Annotated in this window: 14 protein-coding genes; 6 read left to right on the top strand and 8 right to left on the bottom strand. The window is 56.8% G+C overall.

Translation table 11 applies throughout. The features are described 5' to 3' along the window. The first annotated feature begins 111 nt into the window (after positions 1 to 111). Positions 112 to 351 carry a septal ring assembly protein ZapB gene (gene zapB, locus HWQ15_RS07580; RefSeq protein ID WP_022649799.1) on the top strand — a complete coding sequence of 80 codons (240 nt, stop codon included), beginning with the start codon at positions 112 to 114 and terminating at the stop codon, positions 349 to 351. Positions 352 to 935: 584 nt separating this feature from the next. Here the strand turns inward: zapB and rraA are convergent. The 7 genes from rraA to priA all read right to left on the bottom strand — a co-directional run bounded on the left by rraA (position 936) and on the right by priA (position 8,873). Then, the gene (rraA, locus tag HWQ15_RS07575) at positions 936 to 1,421 is read right to left on the bottom strand and encodes a ribonuclease E activity regulator RraA (RefSeq protein ID WP_022649798.1); all 486 of its coding nucleotides are present in this window, start codon (positions 1,419 to 1,421) and stop codon (positions 936 to 938) included. Between the two features lie 92 nt (positions 1,422 to 1,513). Further along, positions 1,514 to 2,440, bottom strand: coding sequence for a 1,4-dihydroxy-2-naphthoate polyprenyltransferase (menA, locus tag HWQ15_RS07570; protein WP_088581795.1), 927 nt, complete (start codon positions 2,438 to 2,440; stop codon positions 1,514 to 1,516). A gap of 62 nt (positions 2,441 to 2,502) precedes the next feature. Continuing rightward, positions 2,503 to 3,837 (bottom strand): HslU--HslV peptidase ATPase subunit, encoded by a 1,335-nt coding sequence (gene hslU / locus HWQ15_RS07565; RefSeq protein ID WP_022649796.1) that lies wholly within the window; start codon positions 3,835 to 3,837, stop codon positions 2,503 to 2,505. Between the two features lie 9 nt (positions 3,838 to 3,846). Continuing rightward, on the bottom strand, positions 3,847 to 4,377 hold the full coding sequence (gene hslV / locus HWQ15_RS07560) for an ATP-dependent protease subunit HslV (protein WP_022649795.1): 531 nt from the start codon (positions 4,375 to 4,377) through the stop codon (positions 3,847 to 3,849). A gap of 94 nt (positions 4,378 to 4,471) precedes the next feature. Then, on the bottom strand, positions 4,472 to 5,440 hold the full coding sequence (gene ftsN, locus HWQ15_RS07555; protein ID WP_017383099.1) for a cell division protein FtsN: 969 nt from the start codon (positions 5,438 to 5,440) through the stop codon (positions 4,472 to 4,474). A gap of 92 nt (positions 5,441 to 5,532) precedes the next feature. Then, the gene (cytR, locus tag HWQ15_RS07550; RefSeq protein WP_022649794.1) at positions 5,533 to 6,558 is read right to left on the bottom strand and encodes a DNA-binding transcriptional regulator CytR; all 1,026 of its coding nucleotides are present in this window, start codon (positions 6,556 to 6,558) and stop codon (positions 5,533 to 5,535) included. Between the two features lie 119 nt (positions 6,559 to 6,677). Beyond that, positions 6,678 to 8,873, bottom strand: coding sequence for a primosomal protein N' (gene priA, locus HWQ15_RS07545; RefSeq protein WP_045308713.1), 2,196 nt, complete (start codon positions 8,871 to 8,873; stop codon positions 6,678 to 6,680). Positions 8,874 to 9,073: 200 nt separating this feature from the next. On the opposite strand from priA, the gene rpmE reads away from it, so the two are divergent. Next, on the top strand, positions 9,074 to 9,286 hold the full coding sequence (rpmE, locus tag HWQ15_RS07540) for a 50S ribosomal protein L31 (RefSeq protein WP_003862040.1): 213 nt from the start codon (positions 9,074 to 9,076) through the stop codon (positions 9,284 to 9,286). Between the two features lie 48 nt (positions 9,287 to 9,334). Here rpmE and metJ read toward each other — a convergent pair whose 3' ends face one another. After that, positions 9,335 to 9,652, bottom strand: coding sequence for a met regulon transcriptional regulator MetJ (gene metJ, locus HWQ15_RS07535; protein WP_006179183.1), 318 nt, complete (start codon positions 9,650 to 9,652; stop codon positions 9,335 to 9,337). Between the two features lie 275 nt (positions 9,653 to 9,927). Between metJ and metB the strand changes: the two genes are divergently transcribed. The 4 genes from metB to katG all read left to right on the top strand — a co-directional run bounded on the left by metB (position 9,928) and on the right by katG (position 17,009). After that, positions 9,928 to 11,088: a cystathionine gamma-synthase gene (gene metB, locus HWQ15_RS07530; protein WP_017383102.1), complete on the top strand. Its 1,161-nt coding sequence runs from the start codon at positions 9,928 to 9,930 to the stop codon at positions 11,086 to 11,088. Positions 11,089 to 11,090: 2 nt separating this feature from the next. Then, entirely contained in the window at positions 11,091 to 13,523 is a 2,433-nt protein-coding gene (locus HWQ15_RS07525) for a bifunctional aspartate kinase/homoserine dehydrogenase II (protein WP_023298896.1), read from the top strand. Positions 13,524 to 13,793: 270 nt separating this feature from the next. Then, positions 13,794 to 14,684 (top strand): methylenetetrahydrofolate reductase, encoded by an 891-nt coding sequence (gene metF, locus HWQ15_RS07520; protein WP_023307183.1) that lies wholly within the window; start codon positions 13,794 to 13,796, stop codon positions 14,682 to 14,684. 144 nt (positions 14,685 to 14,828) lie between these two features. Beyond that, positions 14,829 to 17,009 (top strand): catalase/peroxidase HPI, encoded by a 2,181-nt coding sequence (gene katG / locus HWQ15_RS07515; RefSeq protein WP_046621339.1) that lies wholly within the window; start codon positions 14,829 to 14,831, stop codon positions 17,007 to 17,009. The last annotated feature ends 1 nt before the right edge of the window (position 17,010 follow it).

Here is a 17,010-nt window from a genome sequence, read left to right as displayed (position 1 = left end):
ATCTGCGCGGTGTGTCGCTGGACACAGAGCGCCGCGCTCCATACAATCGACGGTATATGTCGTGCGCGTTTACGTTAAAGCGTCGCCTTGCAATTCAGGAGAGGTAGCATCATGTCTTTAGAAGTGTTTGAGAAACTGGAATCGAAAGTACAGCAGGCGATCGACACCATCACCCTGCTGCAGATGGAAATTGAAGAGCTGAAAGAGAAAAACAACTCCCTGTCCCAGGAAGTTCAGAATGCTCAGCACAGCCGTGAAGAACTGGAGCGCGAAAACAACCAGCTGCGCGAACAGCAGAACGGCTGGCAGGATCGCCTGCAGGCACTGCTGGGACGTATGGAAGAAGTCTGATTTCCTTTGGGAATGAATTGAGTAGGCCGGGTAAGGCGAAGCCGCCACCCGGCTTTTTTATGGTTATTGCTCACGGATTTCAACCATAAAAAAGGCCGCCAGAGGCGGCCTTAACGCTACTTGTCCTGCGCTGTCATAGCATAAGCAACAAACCCACTCGGTTCATCACTCTTTACAACGAGTACGCTGGCGACAATGAACGCGATACATAAATAGCGTTTCATTATGCGGTCCCTGCTGCTTACCGCTACACCGTTCACCACCGGTGATAAGTCGGTGGACACAAGCCCGGTTAAAGGTTGCTTTACGGTTGTGAATACACCTTTCCCTGGACCGGCGCCCATTTGCGAGATGGCGGAAAGGGACACAGCATCATAATGAGCAACACCTGCGGAGTTAAGGTTCCCACACATAATTAGGAATTCATAAAGGGTCGACAGGGGTTACCTGAGGAATGAATCAGGGTAAGATAAAAATCCTGGTTAAAGGTTGCAATATCACCCAACGGACCGCGAATCCCGAGGGACAAAAAAACCGCCACATTGCTGTTGGCGGTTTTTTTATGCATCTCGCTTACCGATTAACTACTCAATATCCAGCGCATCCTCAGAAAGGATAATGCCGGTATTGTCAGCATAAAGGTGGTCGCCCGAGAAGAAGGTCACGCCGCCGAAGTTAACGCGCACGTCGCTTTCGCCGATGCCGTCGCCCGCTGCGCCTACCGGTATGGCCGCGATGGCCTGAATCCCGATATCCATGTCTTCGAGATCGTCCACCTGACGCACGGAACCGTACACCACAATGCCTTCCCACTCGTTCTGGACGGCAATTCCCGCCAGTTCAGCATCAATCAATGCACGGCGCACGGAACCGCCGCCGTCGACCACCAGAACGCGGCCACGGCCGTTCTCTTCGAGCAGATCGTATAGCAACCCGTTGTCCTCGAAACATTTCACCGTGATGATTTGTCCGCCAAACGACGACCGTCCACCAAAGTTGGAGAACAGGGGTTCAACGACGTTGACATCTTCCTGGTAGATGTCACAAAGCTCGGAGGTATCGTATTTCATAGGTTTAACGCTCTGTTGCTGCGAATGTGTTCAGTATATCGTGCGAAATGCCTTGTTGGCAAAATCATCAATTGTTAATTGATATTTGTCAGCTAACTCAGCGTCTGGCTTAAGACAATCCCGATGACGAACAGCAGGTTAGTCAGCAACGCGCCTTTTACCGTGCGCTCCAGCATCGGCGGCATGGCAGCCGGGCTGAGTTCACGCATGACATAGCGGGCCTGCTTAACCAGCAGCGGTGCGGCGAGCACAAACAGCCAGCCCCACAGGCTGTGCAGAGAGATCAGATTGAACAGCGCCAGGCAGACCAGCGCGCCGATGAGCAGGCAGGCGTGATAGCGGCGGGCATTCACCGGGCCCAGACGCACGGCCAGCGTGTTCTTACCGTTCTCACGGTCGCTGTCGATGTCGCGCAGGTTATTGATATTCAGCACCGCCGTCGCCAGCAGACCGCAGGCGGTCGCGGGCAGGAACAGGGCGGGGATCACCGTATGCGCCTGCAAGTACCAGCTTCCCATGACGCTCAGCCAGCCGAAGAACACCAGTACGGAGATGTCGCCCAGACCAATATACCCGTAAGGACGCGTCCCGACGGTATAGGTAATTGCTGCAATAATGGCGAGCAAGCCCAGCACCAGGAAGCCAATGAAATCGCTGGTGGTTTTCGAGGCGACCGTCACCAGCGCCAGGCCGGACAGGCAAATCAACACCACGGTGATAATCAGCGCCCGCTTCATCTGTGCCTGGGTAATCACCCCTTTTTGCATCCCGCGCAGCGGCCCGATACGATCAGGTTTATCGCTGCCTTTTACCGCATCGCCGTAATCATTGGCGAGATTAGAGAGGATTTGCAGTAGCCCGGCGGTGACAAGCGCCAGACCAGCCACCAGGGGATCGAAATGCCCCTGCCACCAGGCAAGTGCGGTACCGACGATAATGGCGGCAAAAGCCAGAGGAAGCGTTTTTGGACGCAGACTTTCGAGCCACGCCTGCGTACGGCTGATATCAGTCATAGTTATTTAGCCAATAAAAATGGGGGCCATAGCCCCCATCAACAGTGATGAAAATGCATTGAACGCGATTATAGAATAAAACGGCTCAGATCTTCATCTGCCACTAACGCATCCAGGTGTTTGCCCACATACTCTGCGTCAATGGTAATGGTTTGACCGTTAAGGTCGCTCGCATCGTAAGAGATATCTTCCACCAGGCGTTCCAGCACGGTGTGCAGACGACGCGCACCGATGTTTTCGGTGGTTTCGTTGACCTGCCATGCGGCCTGAGCGATGCGTTTGATCCCATCGTCGGTGAACTCGATATTCACGCCTTCGGTCGCCATCAACGCTTTGTACTGTACGGTCACAGAAGCGTTTGGCTCAGTCAGGATACGTTCGAAATCTTCAGTGGTCAGCGCCTGCAGCTCAACGCGGATTGGCAGACGACCCTGCAGTTCCGGAATGAGATCGGATGGGCTGGCAACCTGAAACGCACCTGACGCGATAAACAGAATGTGGTCAGTTTTCACCATGCCGTGCTTGGTAGAGACGGTGCAACCTTCCACCAGCGGCAGCAGGTCGCGCTGAACGCCTTCGCGGGAAACATCCGGGCCGGAGCTGTTGCCGCCGCGCTTACAGATTTTGTCGATTTCGTCGATAAACACGATACCGTGCTGCTCAACCGCGTCGATAGCGTCCTGTTTCAGCTCTTCCGGGTTAACCAGCTTCGCGGCTTCTTCTTCAATCAGCAGCTTCATCGCGTCTTTGATTTTCAGCTTACGCGCTTTCTGTTTCTGCCCGCCCAGGTTCTGGAACATGGACTGCAACTGGCTGGTCATCTCTTCCATGCCCGGAGGGGCCATGATTTCAACGCCCATTGGCGCGGCAGCGAGATCGATCTCAATCTCTTTGTCGTCCAGCTCGCCTTCACGCAGTTTTTTGCGGAATGCCTGACGCGCAGCAGAAGGTTCAGGCTGCTGTTCAGCCTGTCCCCAGTTATTTTTTGCCGGTGGGATCAGCACGTCGAGAATACGCTCTTCGGCCATCTCTTCGGCGCGATAGCGGTTTTTCTCAATCGCCTGGACACGCACCATCTTAATCGCTGAATCGGTCAGATCGCGGATGATGGAGTCCACTTCTTTACCCACATAGCCCACTTCGGTGAACTTGGTGGCTTCAACTTTGATGAACGGCGCGTTAGCCAGTTTGGCCAGACGACGGGCGATTTCGGTTTTACCCACCCCGGTCGGGCCGATCATCAGAATATTTTTTGGCGTCACTTCATGGCGGAGCTCTTCGTCGAGCTGCATGCGACGCCAGCGGTTACGTAGTGCGATAGCCACGGAGCGCTTGGCGTTGTCCTGGCCGATAATGTGTTTGTTCAGTTCGCTGACAATTTCGCGTGGGGTCATTTCAGACATGGGCGATCCTTACGCTTTGGAGGTCAATTCTTCGATGGTGTGATTGTGGTTGGTATAGATGCAGATATCACCTGCAATATCCAACGCTTTCACCGCGATATCGCGCGCGTTCATGTCGGTATTTTCCAACAGCGCACGGGCTGCGGCCTGGGCGTACGGGCCGCCAGAGCCGATGGCAATCAGGTCGTTTTCAGGCTGAACCACGTCGCCGTTACCGGTGATGATCAGCGAGGCGTTTTCGTCAGCCACGGCCAGCAGCGCTTCGAGCTTGCGCAGCATGCGGTCGGTACGCCAGTCTTTTGCCAGCTCAACGGCGGCTTTCACCAGATGACCCTGATGCATTTCCAGTTTGCGTTCAAACAGTTCAAACAGCGTGAAGGCATCAGCCGTGCCGCCTGCGAAACCGGCGATCACTTTGTCGTTATAAAGACGACGTACTTTCTTCACGTTGCCTTTCATGACGGTATTACCCAGCGTGGCCTGGCCATCACCGGCAATTACCACCTGGCCGTTACGGCGTACACTTACTATTGTTGTCACGAGCAGACCCCCTGGTTACAGATTCGGGAAACAGAAGCCCTGAGCCTGTGCTCAGGGCTGAATTAAATGATAGATGGGGGGGATTTTGGGGGTTTCAACCCCCGGAGGCGAGTCGAATGCAGTTTGTGTGGCCAGCCACTTTCAAACGGGAAATGGTGCCGTCTGCGTTTTCTTTGCCTTTGACCGGTCCAATCACCACGCGATTCCAGCCGTTATTGGTGGTAATGCGTGAGTCAAATCCTTCAAATGCCAGCTGAGCTCGCACCGTTTCTGCCTGCTCAGCGCCTTTAAACGAACCGCACTGAACCATCCAGCGGCGTTCATCTTTTTTCTCAGCCGTCTGCTTTGGTGCCTCGGTCTCTTTAGTGACCGGCGCAGCCTGCTGCGTTTTTGGCTGTTGCGCAGTGGTATGTGCAGGCGTCTGCAACAGATCCTGATACGGCTGTGCTGTTTGCTTCTGCGGCTGGGCTTTCGGCTGCTGCTGAACAGGCTGCGTTTGTACGGTACGCGTCTGCTGCTGCGGTTGTGTACGCGGCTGTTGTACCGGCTGCGTCTGCGTCCACTGCTGCTGTTGCGTTTGCTGCTGTGCCTGACGCTGGCGCTGCAACGTTTGCTGACGCTGCGCCGGGGTTTGTTCGTTCCACGGTACTTCGTTCAACTGCGTAGGCTGCTGGCGCATGTCCGCCTGCATCTGAGCGAGCAACTGGCGCTGTTCGTCCGTCAGCTGATCGGCATTCTTCACTTCACCCCCGGCAGAAGGCTCGGTAGGCGCACGTACGCCAGGCTGGCGGCTTTCCAGCTCTTTAATGTAGCGCCAGCGCTCTTCAGGCTTCGGAGGAAGGCCGTTGCCGACGACCTTGTTACCCTGAAGGGCTTCAGACTCTTCTTTTTTATGATGCGTAATGAAGTAGAGGCCGCCAATAAAGGCCACCAGCACAGCCGCAGCAATGGCGACCATGGCTGGGGAGACAGCAGACAGGCTACGTTGCTTGCTTTTTGAACTACTCTTTTTGCGTCGCGAAGGTGCCGGCTGGCCGCGACGTACATAATCTCGTTGTGCCACTATCGTTTCGCTGTATTTATTCGTTCGTCAGCCCGCCATGTTACTTAAGCGACGGGGCTTTGACCAGATAAGGGTGTCGAAAGGTATTTACTTTAAGTTAATGCCTGGGTAGAGCCGCGCACAATCAGCTCACAATCCAGTAGTCGTGACCCACTGCTAACTGTTTGACCGTGCAACTGATCCAGCAAAAGCAGCATCGCTTCCCGGCCAATGTCATACCGCGGCTGCGAAACAGTCGAAAGCGGCGGATCGCAAAACTCCGAAAGCGAAATATTATCAAAACCGATTATCGACAGGTCCTTTGGCACGCGCAGGCCGTGACGTTTGGCGTAGGATAACGCCCCCAGCGCCATCACGTCGCTGTGGCAGAAGACCGCGGTAGGCGGTTCTGGCAAGGCAAGCAATTTTTCCAGCGCCTGCCCGCCCGCTTCAAAGGTGAAATCACCGCGCGCAATGTAGTGCGGATCGACAACAGCCCCGGTACGGCGAAGCGCCTGAACGTAGCCCTGCAACCGGTAATGACACAGCGGCATCTCTTCTGGTCCGGCAATACAACCGATACGCTTATGCCCCAGCTCCTGAAGATAGTTCACGGCGTTGAACGCAGCGGTGAGGTTATCGATATGAACGGTCGGCAGCTCCAGCTCCGGCGCGAATTCGTTCGCCATGACCATTGGCGGTAAATTGCGCTGTTCTTCAATGCTGGCATCAAACGGCAGGCGTGAGCCAAGCAGCAGCATGCCATCAATCTGCTTGGTGATGATCAGGTCGATGAACGTTTTTTCCTGCTGGTTCTGGTGGGCACAATCACCAATCAGCACCAGATAGCCCTGGGCGGCGGCCGTGACCTCAATGCCGCGGATGATTTCGCTGAAGAAGGGATCGCAGATGTCCGGCACGATCACCAGGATGGTGCGGGATTCGTTGCGTTTAACGTTGCGCCCCATGGCTTGCGGGAAATAACCGACCTCAAGCGCCGCCTTTTCAACCCGGTTTCGGGTCGCCTGGGAGACTTTGTCAGGGTTCATCAATGCGCGGGACACGGTTGCTGTTGAGACTTGTGCTTTCTCGGCAACGTCTTTCATGGTCGCCGAGGCAACCTCTTTCCTGGACTTCAACGTCTTCTCCTCGCCTGAACACCGAACTGCGGACCGCACCATTTTTACAGATAGTTAATGGAATCGGTTACAGAATTTTCATAAAAAGTGTGAGGCGCATTAAATTTTTCGATCCGTCTTCAGCCTTCAATCGGATCGACGTCCAGAACCCACTTCACTTTTCGCGCTTCCGGCAGGGTATTAATCAGCGCCAGCGTGCCGCTGACGATCTGCTGTAAACGGATACGCGAAGGGTGCTGAAGTAAGAGTTGCCAGCGGAAACGGCCGCCGCGTTTCGGGGCGAGCGCGGGTACCGGGCCTAAAATCCACAGCTGATTATCCACCAGTGGGCTGGCCTGCAGGAGATTTCTCAGCTGTTGCAGGAATAGCGGCGCCTGCTGGTTGTTATGATCTTCCGCACGGATGATGACGTGGCTGGTCCACGGAGGAAGCTGCATCGTCTGACGTTCGGCCAGCGCCTGGTCGGCGAAGGCGTCATAGCCTTTGTGCAGCAGCGTTTGCAGCAGCGGGTGCTCAGGATGGTGCGTTTGCAGCACTACTTCGCCCTGCTTACCCGCTCGACCGGCGCGACCAGCAACCTGGGTATAAAGCTGTGCGAAACGCTCGGCGGAGCGAAAATCCGCGGAGAACAGCGCGCCGTCGACGTCCAGCAGAGCGACCAGCGTCACGTCCGGGAAGTGATGCCCTTTCGCCAGCATTTGAGTGCCAATCAGGATGCGCGCGCCGCCGCGATGCACTTCCGCCAGCTGCTGCTCCAGCGCCCCTTTGCGGCTGGTGGTGTCCCGGTCGATACGCGAGATGGGTACATCCGGGAAGAACGGCGCCAGCGCCTGTTCGAGCTGCTCCGTCCCCAGACCCACCGGCACGATGTGCGTTGAGCCGCAGGACGGGCACTGACGGGGTACCGGACGCTGGCTGTCGCAGTGGTGGCAGCGTAAATGGCGCTGAGCCTGGTGGAAGGTGTAGTAGTGATCGCAGCGCGGGCACTCGGCAATCCAGCCGCAGTCGTGGCACAGCAACGCAGGCGCGAAGCCGCGGCGGTTCAGAAACAGGATCACCTGGTTGCCCGCCTGCAAATGTTGGCGCATGCGGCTAATCAGCGCAGGCGCTAACCCGGCCTGCACCTGCTGGCCTTTCAGATCCAGCACATGCTGAATGGCCGGACGGGCATTCCCCGCGCGGCGCGTCAGGCGCAGCATGTGGTATTTACGCTGGCGAACGTTGTGCAGCGTTTCAAGCGCGGGGGTGGCGGACCCCAGAATAATGGGGATTTGCTCGCTGTGGGCGCGGTACACGGCTAAGTCGCGGGCGTGATAGCGCCAGCCTTCCTGCTGTTTATAGGAGCTGTCATGCTCTTCATCGATCACGATAACGCCGAGATTTTTAAACGGCGTAAAGAGTGAGGAACGGGTGCCAATCACAATCGCCGCTTCGCCGTTTTTCGCTTTCAGCCAGGCGCTGAGGCGCTCGCTGTCGTTCAGGCCGGAGTGCAGAACCTCAACGGGCGCATTAAAGCGTTCACGGAAACGGGCGATGGTTTGCGGCGTCAGGCCGATTTCCGGCACCATTACCAGCGCCTGTTTGCCCTGCGCGAGCACATTTTCCAGTACGCTCAGATACACTTCGGTTTTACCGGAGCCGGTGACGCCCGCCAGCAGCCAGGCGGAGAAACGATCGGCGGCGCTGTGAATCGCGCCCACGGCGGTGGCCTGCTCGGTATTCAGACGCAGGCGATCGCCCGAGACGGAAAAGCCGTCGCGCCAGTCGTGAAGGGCAGGTGCTTCGCTGGCCAGCTCGCTCAGCCCTTTCTTCCTTAATGCCTGCAACGCGGTTTCGCTCACCTCGAGCTCGTCGACCTGATGGCGCCAGATTTTCCCCTGGCGTAGCGCGGCCAACGCCTGCTGTTGTTTTTGCGAGCGCTTCAGGCTGTTAATGTCGACCGCCTGACCCTGCTCGGTGGCAAACCAGTACCACATTGGCGCATGGCTGGCGCGCTTACCCTGACGCAGCATAATCGGCAGGGCGTGGAACAATACGTCGCCAATAGGATGGTGATAATAATCTGCCGCCCACAACAGCAGTCGCCAGGTGCTGTGAGAGTAAACAGGTTCATCGTCCAGCACTTCAACGATCGATTTCAGCTCGGTAAGCGGCAGCTCGCTTTTATCGCTGACGGAGACGACGATCCCCACGCGCTGCTGTTTACCGAACGGCACGGTCACGCGACAGCCCGCTTTGGCGCTCATGCTGTCGGGCAGCAGGTAGTCAAAGGTGCGGGGAAGCGGAACGGGCAGGGCAACGTGAGCGACGGGCATCGAATCTTCCTGACTTGAAAAGTGGCGCGTTAGTATACACATTAGTGAAAGCGGCGTGCGGATCAGTTTGCATACGTTGGTTAAATTCTGTATGATTCGCCGCCTTTGGTGTACTTTACGCCAAAGAACTTACATTCAACATCGCGTGGTGTCTGGCGTTAGGGCTGGAAGAGCGACGCGGCCTTAACTGAGGTTCTCCCATGAAAAAAGATATTCACCCGAAATACGAAATGATTACTGCAAACTGCTCTTGCGGTAACTCTATCCAGATCCGCTCTACCGTGGGTCACGATCTGAACCTGGACGTGTGCGGCAAATGCCACCCGTTCTACACTGGTAAGCAGCGTGATGTTGCAACCGGTGGCCGTGTTGACCGCTTCAACAAGCGTTTCAGCATCCCGGGCGCTAAATAAGTTTCCCGAAAAAAAGGCACCGCAAGGTGCCTTTTTTGTATCCGCTTATCAGTATTCCCACGTATCCGGGTCGATACCCAGTTCACGCATGATCACCTTCGCCTCTTCTGGAATTTCGTCACTGCGCTCTTTGCGCAGATCGTCATCGTTCGGCAACGGTTGGCCGGTAAACGCATGCAGGAACGCTTCGCACAGCAGTTCGCTATTGGTGGCGTGACGCAGGTTGTTCACCTGACGACGCGTACGTTCATCGGTGAGGATCTTCAACACCTTCAGAGGAATGGACACCGTGATTTTCTTGACTTGCTCACTCTTCTTACCGTGCTCAGCGTATGGGCTGATATATTCGCCGCTCCATTCAGCCATGAGATACCTTTAATCCTCTCAGTCATTAATCTAAAGGTGCAAAACCGGTAACCATCAGTTTTGAACCGTAATCTTTCGTAGTTTACCGTAGAGACGATACCGAGGCACGGATATTGCCGCTGTAGCGTGTCCTAAAGCATATAATTTTAACGGCTATTTGCGCATTGCTCAATCTATACGCAAAGAAGTTTAGATGTCCAGATGTATTGACGTCCATACTTTCAATGTTTACTCTGGTGCCTGACTTTTCACCTCATTCGCCAGGAAGCCTCACCATGACGCGTAAACAGGCCACCATCGCAGTGCGTAGCGGATTGAATGATGACGAGCAGTACGGCTGCGTTGTCCCGCCAATTCATCTCTCCAGCACCTATAATTTCACCGGATTTAATGAACCTCGCGCGCATGACTACTCGCGTCGCGGCAATCCTACGCGTGACGTTACCCAGCGCGCGCTGGCGGAACTGGAAGGCGGCGCAGGGGCGGTATTAACCAATACCGGCATGTCTGCCATTCACCTGGTAACCACGGTGTTCCTGAAACCTGGCGATCTGCTGGTGGCGCCGCACGACTGCTACGGCGGCAGCTATCGTCTGTTTGATAGCCTGGCGAAACGTGGCTGCTACCGCGTGTTGTTTGTCGATCAAAACGACGAACAGGCGCTGAAACAGGCGTTAGCCGAACAGCCGAAGCTGGTTCTGGTGGAAAGTCCAAGCAATCCATTGTTGCGCGTAGTCGATATTGCGAAAATTTGTCAGCTCGCAAGGGATGCGGGAGCGATAAGTGTAGTGGATAATACGTTCCTCAGTCCGGCCCTTCAGAACCCACTGGCACTGGGTGCCGATCTGGTGTTGCATTCATGCACGAAATATCTGAACGGCCATTCTGACGTGGTAGCGGGTGTGGTGATTGCCAAAGATCCTGATGTTGTCACTGAACTGGCATGGTGGGCCAATAACATTGGCGTCACCGCGGGCGCGTTCGACAGCTATTTGCTGCTGCGTGGTATCCGCACCCTGTCACCGCGTATGGACGTGGCGCAGCGTAATGCCCAGGCGATCGTGGATTTCCTGAAAACCCAGCCGCTGGTGAAGAAGCTTTATCACCCGTCGCTGCCGGAAAACCAGGGGCACGAGATTGCCGCGCGCCAACAGAAAGGATTTGGCGCGATGTTAAGTTTTGAACTGGACGGTGACGAGCAAACGCTGCGTCGCTTCCTGAGCGGGTTGTCATTGTTTACGCTGGCGGAATCCTTAGGGGGAGTTGAAAGCTTGATCTCCCACGCCGCAACCATGACGCACGCAGGTATGGCACCCGAAGCACGTGCCGCCGCCGGGATTTCCGAGACGCTGCTGCGTATCTCGACCGGTATTGAAGATTCTGAAGATTTAATTGCCGATCTGGAAAATGGCTTCCGGGTCGCAGCCAAGGGGTAATCATGAGTGTGATAGCGCAGGCAGGGGCGAAGGGTCGTCAGCTGCACAAGTTTGGTGGTAGTAGTCTTGCTGATGTGAAATGTTATCTGCGTGTCGCAGGGATCATGACCGAGTATTCACAGCCGGGGGACATGATGGTTGTCTCTGCGGCGGGCAGCACCACCAACCAGCTGATTAGCTGGCTGAAACTGAGCCAGACCGATCGCCTCTCTGCGCATCAGGTGCAACAGTCCTTACGTCGTTACCAGAGTGAACTGATTGCCGGTTTGCTGCCTGCGGACGTGGCGGACGGACTGATAAGCGCCTTTACTCACGACCTTGAGCGTCTGGCAGCTCTGCTGGACAGCGGCATTACCGATGCGGTGTATGCGGAAGTGGTTGGCCATGGTGAAGTGTGGTCTGCGCGCCTGATGGCCGCCGTGCTGCAACATCTTGGCGTGGAAGCCGCCTGGCTCGACGCGCGTGATTTCCTGCGTGCCGAACGCGCCGCACAGCCGCAGGTGGACGAAGGGTTGTCCTACCCGCTGCTGCAACAGCTGCTGGTGCAACATCCGGGTAAACGTATTGTGGTGACCGGCTTTATCAGTCGCAGCAACGCAGGTGAAACCGTACTGCTGGGCCGTAACGGCTCTGACTACTCGGCAACGCAGATTGGCGCCCTGGCGGGCGTGTCCCGCGTCACCATCTGGAGCGACGTGGCCGGTGTCTACAGCGCGGACCCGCGCAAAGTAAAAGATGCCTGCCTGCTGCCGCTGCTGCGTCTCGACGAAGCGAGCGAGCTGGCGCGTCTGGCGGCACCAGTGCTGCACGCGCGCACGCTACAGCCGGTTTCCGGCAGCGACATCGACCTGCAACTACGCTGTAGCTACACGCCGGATCAGGGTTCCACTCGCATCGAGCGCGTGCTGGCATCCGGTACGGGCGCGCGCATTGTCACCAGCCACGATGACATCTGCCTGATTGAGTTCCAGGTGCCTGCGGGCCAGGATTTCAAACTGGCGCACAAAGATATCGACACCATCCTGAAACGTGCCCAGGTGCGTCCGCTGGCCGTTGGCGTGCATAACGATCGCCAGCTGTTGCAGTTCTGCTATACCGCTGAAGTGGTGGACAGCGCCCTGAAGATTCTGGATGAAGCGGGACTGCCGGGCGAGCTTCGCCTGCGTCAGGGACTGGCGCTGGTGGCAATGGTGGGCGCGGGCGTCACCCGTAACCCGCTGCACTGCCACCGCTTCTGGCAGCAGCTGAAAGGGCAGCCGGTGGAGTTCACCTGGCAGTCGGAAGAGGGCATCAGCCTGGTTGCCGTTCTGCGCAAGGGGCCAACCGAAAGCCTGATTCAGGGCCTGCACACCTCCCTGTTCCGTGCGGAAAAACGCATCGGCCTGGTACTGTTCGGGAAAGGGAACATCGGTTCCCGCTGGCTGGAGCTATTCGCCCGCGAGCAGGTGACGCTTTCGGCGCGTACCGGATTTGAGTTTATTCTGGCAGGCGTGGTGGACAGCCGCCGCAGCCTGTTGAACTACGAAGGGCTGGACGCCAGTCGGGCGCTGGCCTTCTTTAACGATGAAGCGGTTGAGCAGGACGAAGAGTCGCTTTTCCTGTGGATGCGCGCGCACCCGTACGACGATCTGGTGGTGCTGGACGTTACCGCCAGCGAGCAACTGGCCGATCAGTATCTGGATTTTGCCAGCCACGGGTTCCACGTCATCAGCGCCAACAAGCTGGCAGGCGCGAGCAGCACTGATAAATATCGCCAGATCCACGACGCGTTCGAAAAAACGGGTCGTCACTGGCTGTATAACGCCACCGTTGGCGCAGGTCTGCCGGTTAACCATACCGTGCGCGATCTGATTGATAGCGGCGACAGCATTCTGGCGCTGAGCGGGATCTTCTCCGGCACGCTCTCCTGGCTGTTCCTGCAATTTGACGGCACCGTGCCGTTCACCGACCTGGTGGATCAGGCGTGGCAGCAGGGCTTAACCGAGCCGGATCCGCGCGTTGACCTTGCCGGTAAAGACGTGATGCGCAAGCTGGTGATCCTGGCGCGTGAAGCGGGCTACGACATTGAGCCGGGTCAGGTACGCGTTGAGTCTCTGGTGCCTGCGGGCTGCGAGGAAGGATCTGTCGATCACTTCTTTGAGAACGGCGACGAGCTGAACGAGCAGATGGTGCAACGTCTGGAAGCGGCAAACGAGATGGGCCTGGTGCTGCGTTACGTGGCGCGCTTCGAGGCGAACGGTAAAGCGCGCGTGGGCGTGGAGGCGGTACGTCCTGAACATCCGCTGGCGGCGCTGCTGCCGTGCGATAACGTCTTCGCCATCGAAAGCCGCTGGTACCGCGATAACCCGCTGGTGATCCGTGGCCCGGGTGCGGGACGCGATGTGACCGCCGGAGCCATTCAGTCCGACATTAATCGCCTGGCTAAGCTACTGTAACCCCTCACCCTAACCCTCTCCCCTTAGGGGAGAGGGGACTGCTCGGTGCGGTCTTTCCCCCCTCGCCCCTTTGGGGAGAGGGCTGGGGTGAGGGGCCTTCTCACCCCCCATCATGAACGCCCTTCATCTTCCCTGAACAAACCTCACCGTTAATGTTGATTATTTCTGTTGACGTCATCCCGCTTTTCCGTCATTTTTACATCTGGACGTCTAAACGTATAGAAGTTCACAACACAACAAACAATGACACGCGAAAGATAGAGGTAAGGTATGAGCTTTTTTCACGCCAACCAGCGGGAAGCCCTGAATCAGAGCCTGGCCGAAGTAAACGGCCAGATTAACGTCTCTTTTGAATTTTTCCCGCCGCGCACCAGTGAAATGGAGCAAACCCTGTGGAGCTCTATCGATCGCCTGAGCAGCCTGAAGCCGAAGTTCGTCTCCGTAACCTACGGCGCCAACTCCGGTGAGCGTGACCGCACGCACAGCATCATTAAGGGCATTAAAGACCGAACCGGTCTGGAAGCGGCACCGCACCTCACCTGTATCGACGCCACCCCTGATGAACTGCGCGCGATTGCTCAGGACTACTGGAACAACGGCATTCGTCATATCGTTGCCCTGCGCGGCGACCTGCCGCCGGGGAGCGGTAAGCCGGACATGTACGCCACCGATCTGGTTGCCCTGCTGAAAGACGTTGCTGACTTTGATATTTCCGTTGCCGCTTACCCGGAAGTTCACCCGGAAGCGAAAAGCGCCCAGGCGGATCTGCTTAACCTGAAGCGTAAGGTGGACGCAGGTGCCAATCGCGCCATTACTCAGTTCTTCTTTGATGTGGAAAGCTATTTACGCTTTCGCGACCGCTGCGTCTCGGCGGGTATTGATGTCGAAATCATCCCTGGCATTCTGCCGGTCTCGAACTTCAAACAGGCGAAGAAATTCGCGGATATGACCAACGTGCGCATTCCGCTGTGGATGTCCAAAATGTACGAAGGTTTGGACGATGACCCGGAAACACGCAAGCTGGTGGGGGCCAATATCGCGATGGATATGGTGAAGATTTTAAGCCGTGAAGGGGTGAAGGATTTCCACTTCTATACGCTTAACCGCGCGGAGATGAGTTACGCCATTTGCCATACGCTGGGTGTCCGCCCGGTGTTATAAAGTAAAAAACCCTCATAAAGTGAGGGATTTTTACTCGAACAGAAAGTTAAAAGGTATTAGCTATCGAATCTGTGGATTAATTCAACTATCTCTTATCGCTAGTGGTGTATATCGTAACGGTAACACTGTAAAGGGAGCATAGCGATGAGCATGTCAGACGAGACCAATAACGCGGCATCCGCCGGCAAATGTCCGTTCCACCAGGGCGGCGTCGATCACAGCGCGGGTGCAGGTACCGGCAGCAAAGAGTGGTGGCCTAAACAACTCCGCATCGATTTACTTAATCAACACTCCAGCCGTTCAAACCCTCTGGGTGAAGACTTCGACTACCGCAAAGAATTCAGTAAGCTCGACTATTCCGCCCTTAAGGGCGATCTCAAAGCACTGTTAACCGACTCACAACCGTGGTGGCCTGCCGACTGGGGCAGCTATGCGGGCCTGTTTATCCGTATGGCCTGGCACGGTGCGGGTACCTATCGCTCCGTTGATGGTCGCGGCGGTGCCGGTCGCGGTCAGCAGCGTTTTGCGCCGCTGAACTCCTGGCCTGACAACGTCAGCCTGGATAAGGCTCGCCGTCTGCTGTGGCCAATTAAGCAAAAATACGGACAAAAAATCTCCTGGGCCGACCTGTTTATCCTCGCGGGTAACGTGGCGCTGGAGAACTCCGGCTTCCGCACCTTTGGTTTCGGTGCCGGGCGTGAAGACGTCTGGGAACCGGATCTGGACGTGAACTGGGGCGATGAAAAAGCCTGGCTGACTCACCGTGACCCGGAAGCGCTGGCGAAGCGCCCGCTGGCCGCCACAGAAATGGGCCTGATTTACGTTAACCCGGAAGGGCCAAACGCCAGTGGTGAACCGCTGTCTGCGGCGGCGGCGATCCGCGCTACCTTTGGCAACATGGGCATGAATGACGAAGAGACCGTTGCGCTTATTGCAGGCGGCCATACGCTCGGTAAAACGCACGGTGCAGGCGAAGCCACGCACGTGGGCACTGACCCTGAAGCGTCGCCTATTGAAGCGCAGGGCCTGGGCTGGGCCAGCACGCACGGCACCGGTATTGGCGCTGACGCCATCACCTCCGGGCTGGAAGTTATCTGGTCTCAAACCCCAACCCAGTGGAGCAACTATTTCTTCGAGAACCTGTTCAAATACGAATGGGTGCAGACGCGTAGCCCGGCGGGCGCAATACAGTTTGAAGCGGTGGATGCGCCGGAAATTATGCCTGACCCGTTCGACCCGTCGAAAAAACGCAAGCCAACCATGCTGGTCACCGACCTGACGCTGCGTTTTGATCCGGAATTCGAGAAAATTTCTCGTCGTTTCCTGAACGATCCGCAGGCCTTCAACGAAGCCTTTGCGCGCGCGTGGTTCAAGCTGACCCACCGCGATATGGGGCCAAAAGCGCGGTACATCGGCCCGGAAGTACCGAAAGAAGATCTGATTTGGCAGGATCCGCTGCCTCAGCCGGTGTTCCATCCGACGCAGGAAGATATTGAAAGCCTGAAAGCGGAAATCGCGGCCTCGGGTCTCTCCGTGAGCGAGCTGGTTTCCGTGGCCTGGGCGTCGGCATCGACCTTCCGCGGCGGCGACAAGCGTGGCGGCGCTAACGGCGCGCGTCTGGCGCTGGCACCTCAGCGCGACTGGGACGTTAACGCCGCGGCGGTGCGGGCATTACCGGCTCTGGAAGCGATCCAGCGCACCACCAACAAAGCGTCACTGGCCGATATCATTGTGCTGGCGGGTGTCGTGGGCGTTGAGCAGGCGGCGAAAGCGGCAGGCGTTTACGTCAACGTACCGTTCACTCCAGGTCGTGTGGATGCGCGTCAGGATCAGACGGATATCGAGATGTTTAACCTGCTCGAACCGATTGCCGACGGTTTCCGTAACTATCGCGCGCAGGTGGATGTGTCCACCACGGAGTCGCTGCTGATCGACAAAGCCCAGCAGTTGACCCTGACCGCGCCGGAACTGACGGTGTTGATCGGCGGTTTGCGCGTACTGGGTGCAAACTTCGATGGCAGCAAGAATGGCGTGTTTACTAACCGCGAGGGCGTGCTGAGCAACGACTTCTTCGTCAATCTGCTGGATATGAACACCCAGTGGAAAGCGACCGACGACTCAAACGAGCTGTTTGCCGGTAGCGATCGCGCCAGCGGGGAAGTGAAATATACCGCCACCCGCGCCGATCTGGTCTTCGGTTCCAACGCTGTCCTCCGCGCGCTGGCCGAAGTTTACGCCAGCAGCGATGCACAAGAGAAGTTCGTCCGCGACTTCGTTGCCGTATGGGCGCGAGTGATGGATTTGGATCGGTTTGACGTGAAGTAAC

It is taken from the genome of Enterobacter sp. DSM 30060, from assembly GCF_013375955.1.
GTDB lineage: Bacteria > Pseudomonadota > Gammaproteobacteria > Enterobacterales > Enterobacteriaceae > Enterobacter > Enterobacter intestinihominis.
The sequence above is the reverse complement of the archived record's forward strand: the minus strand, read 5'-3'. Positions and strand labels throughout refer to the sequence as shown.

What these genes read in the sequence shown, in the direction of transcription:
- zapB (WP_022649799.1), top strand. Translation starts at nt 112, where the DNA reads ATGTCTTTAGAAGTGTTTGAGAAACTGGAATCGAAAGTACAGCAGGCG.
- rraA (WP_022649798.1), bottom strand. Translation starts at nt 1,421, where the DNA reads ATGAAATACGATACCTCCGAGCTTTGTGACATCTACCAGGAAGATGTC.
- hslU (WP_022649796.1), bottom strand. Translation starts at nt 3,837, where the DNA reads ATGTCTGAAATGACCCCACGCGAAATTGTCAGCGAACTGAACAAACAC.
- priA (WP_045308713.1), bottom strand. Translation starts at nt 8,873, where the DNA reads ATGCCCGTCGCTCACGTTGCCCTGCCCGTTCCGCTTCCCCGCACCTTT.
- rpmE (WP_003862040.1), top strand. Translation starts at nt 9,074, where the DNA reads ATGAAAAAAGATATTCACCCGAAATACGAAATGATTACTGCAAACTGC.
- metJ (WP_006179183.1), bottom strand. Translation starts at nt 9,652, where the DNA reads ATGGCTGAATGGAGCGGCGAATATATCAGCCCATACGCTGAGCACGGT.
- metB (WP_017383102.1), top strand. Translation starts at nt 9,928, where the DNA reads ATGACGCGTAAACAGGCCACCATCGCAGTGCGTAGCGGATTGAATGAT.
- HWQ15_RS07525 (WP_023298896.1), top strand. Translation starts at nt 11,091, where the DNA reads ATGAGTGTGATAGCGCAGGCAGGGGCGAAGGGTCGTCAGCTGCACAAG.
- metF (WP_023307183.1), top strand. Translation starts at nt 13,794, where the DNA reads ATGAGCTTTTTTCACGCCAACCAGCGGGAAGCCCTGAATCAGAGCCTG.
- katG (WP_046621339.1), top strand. Translation starts at nt 14,829, where the DNA reads ATGAGCATGTCAGACGAGACCAATAACGCGGCATCCGCCGGCAAATGT.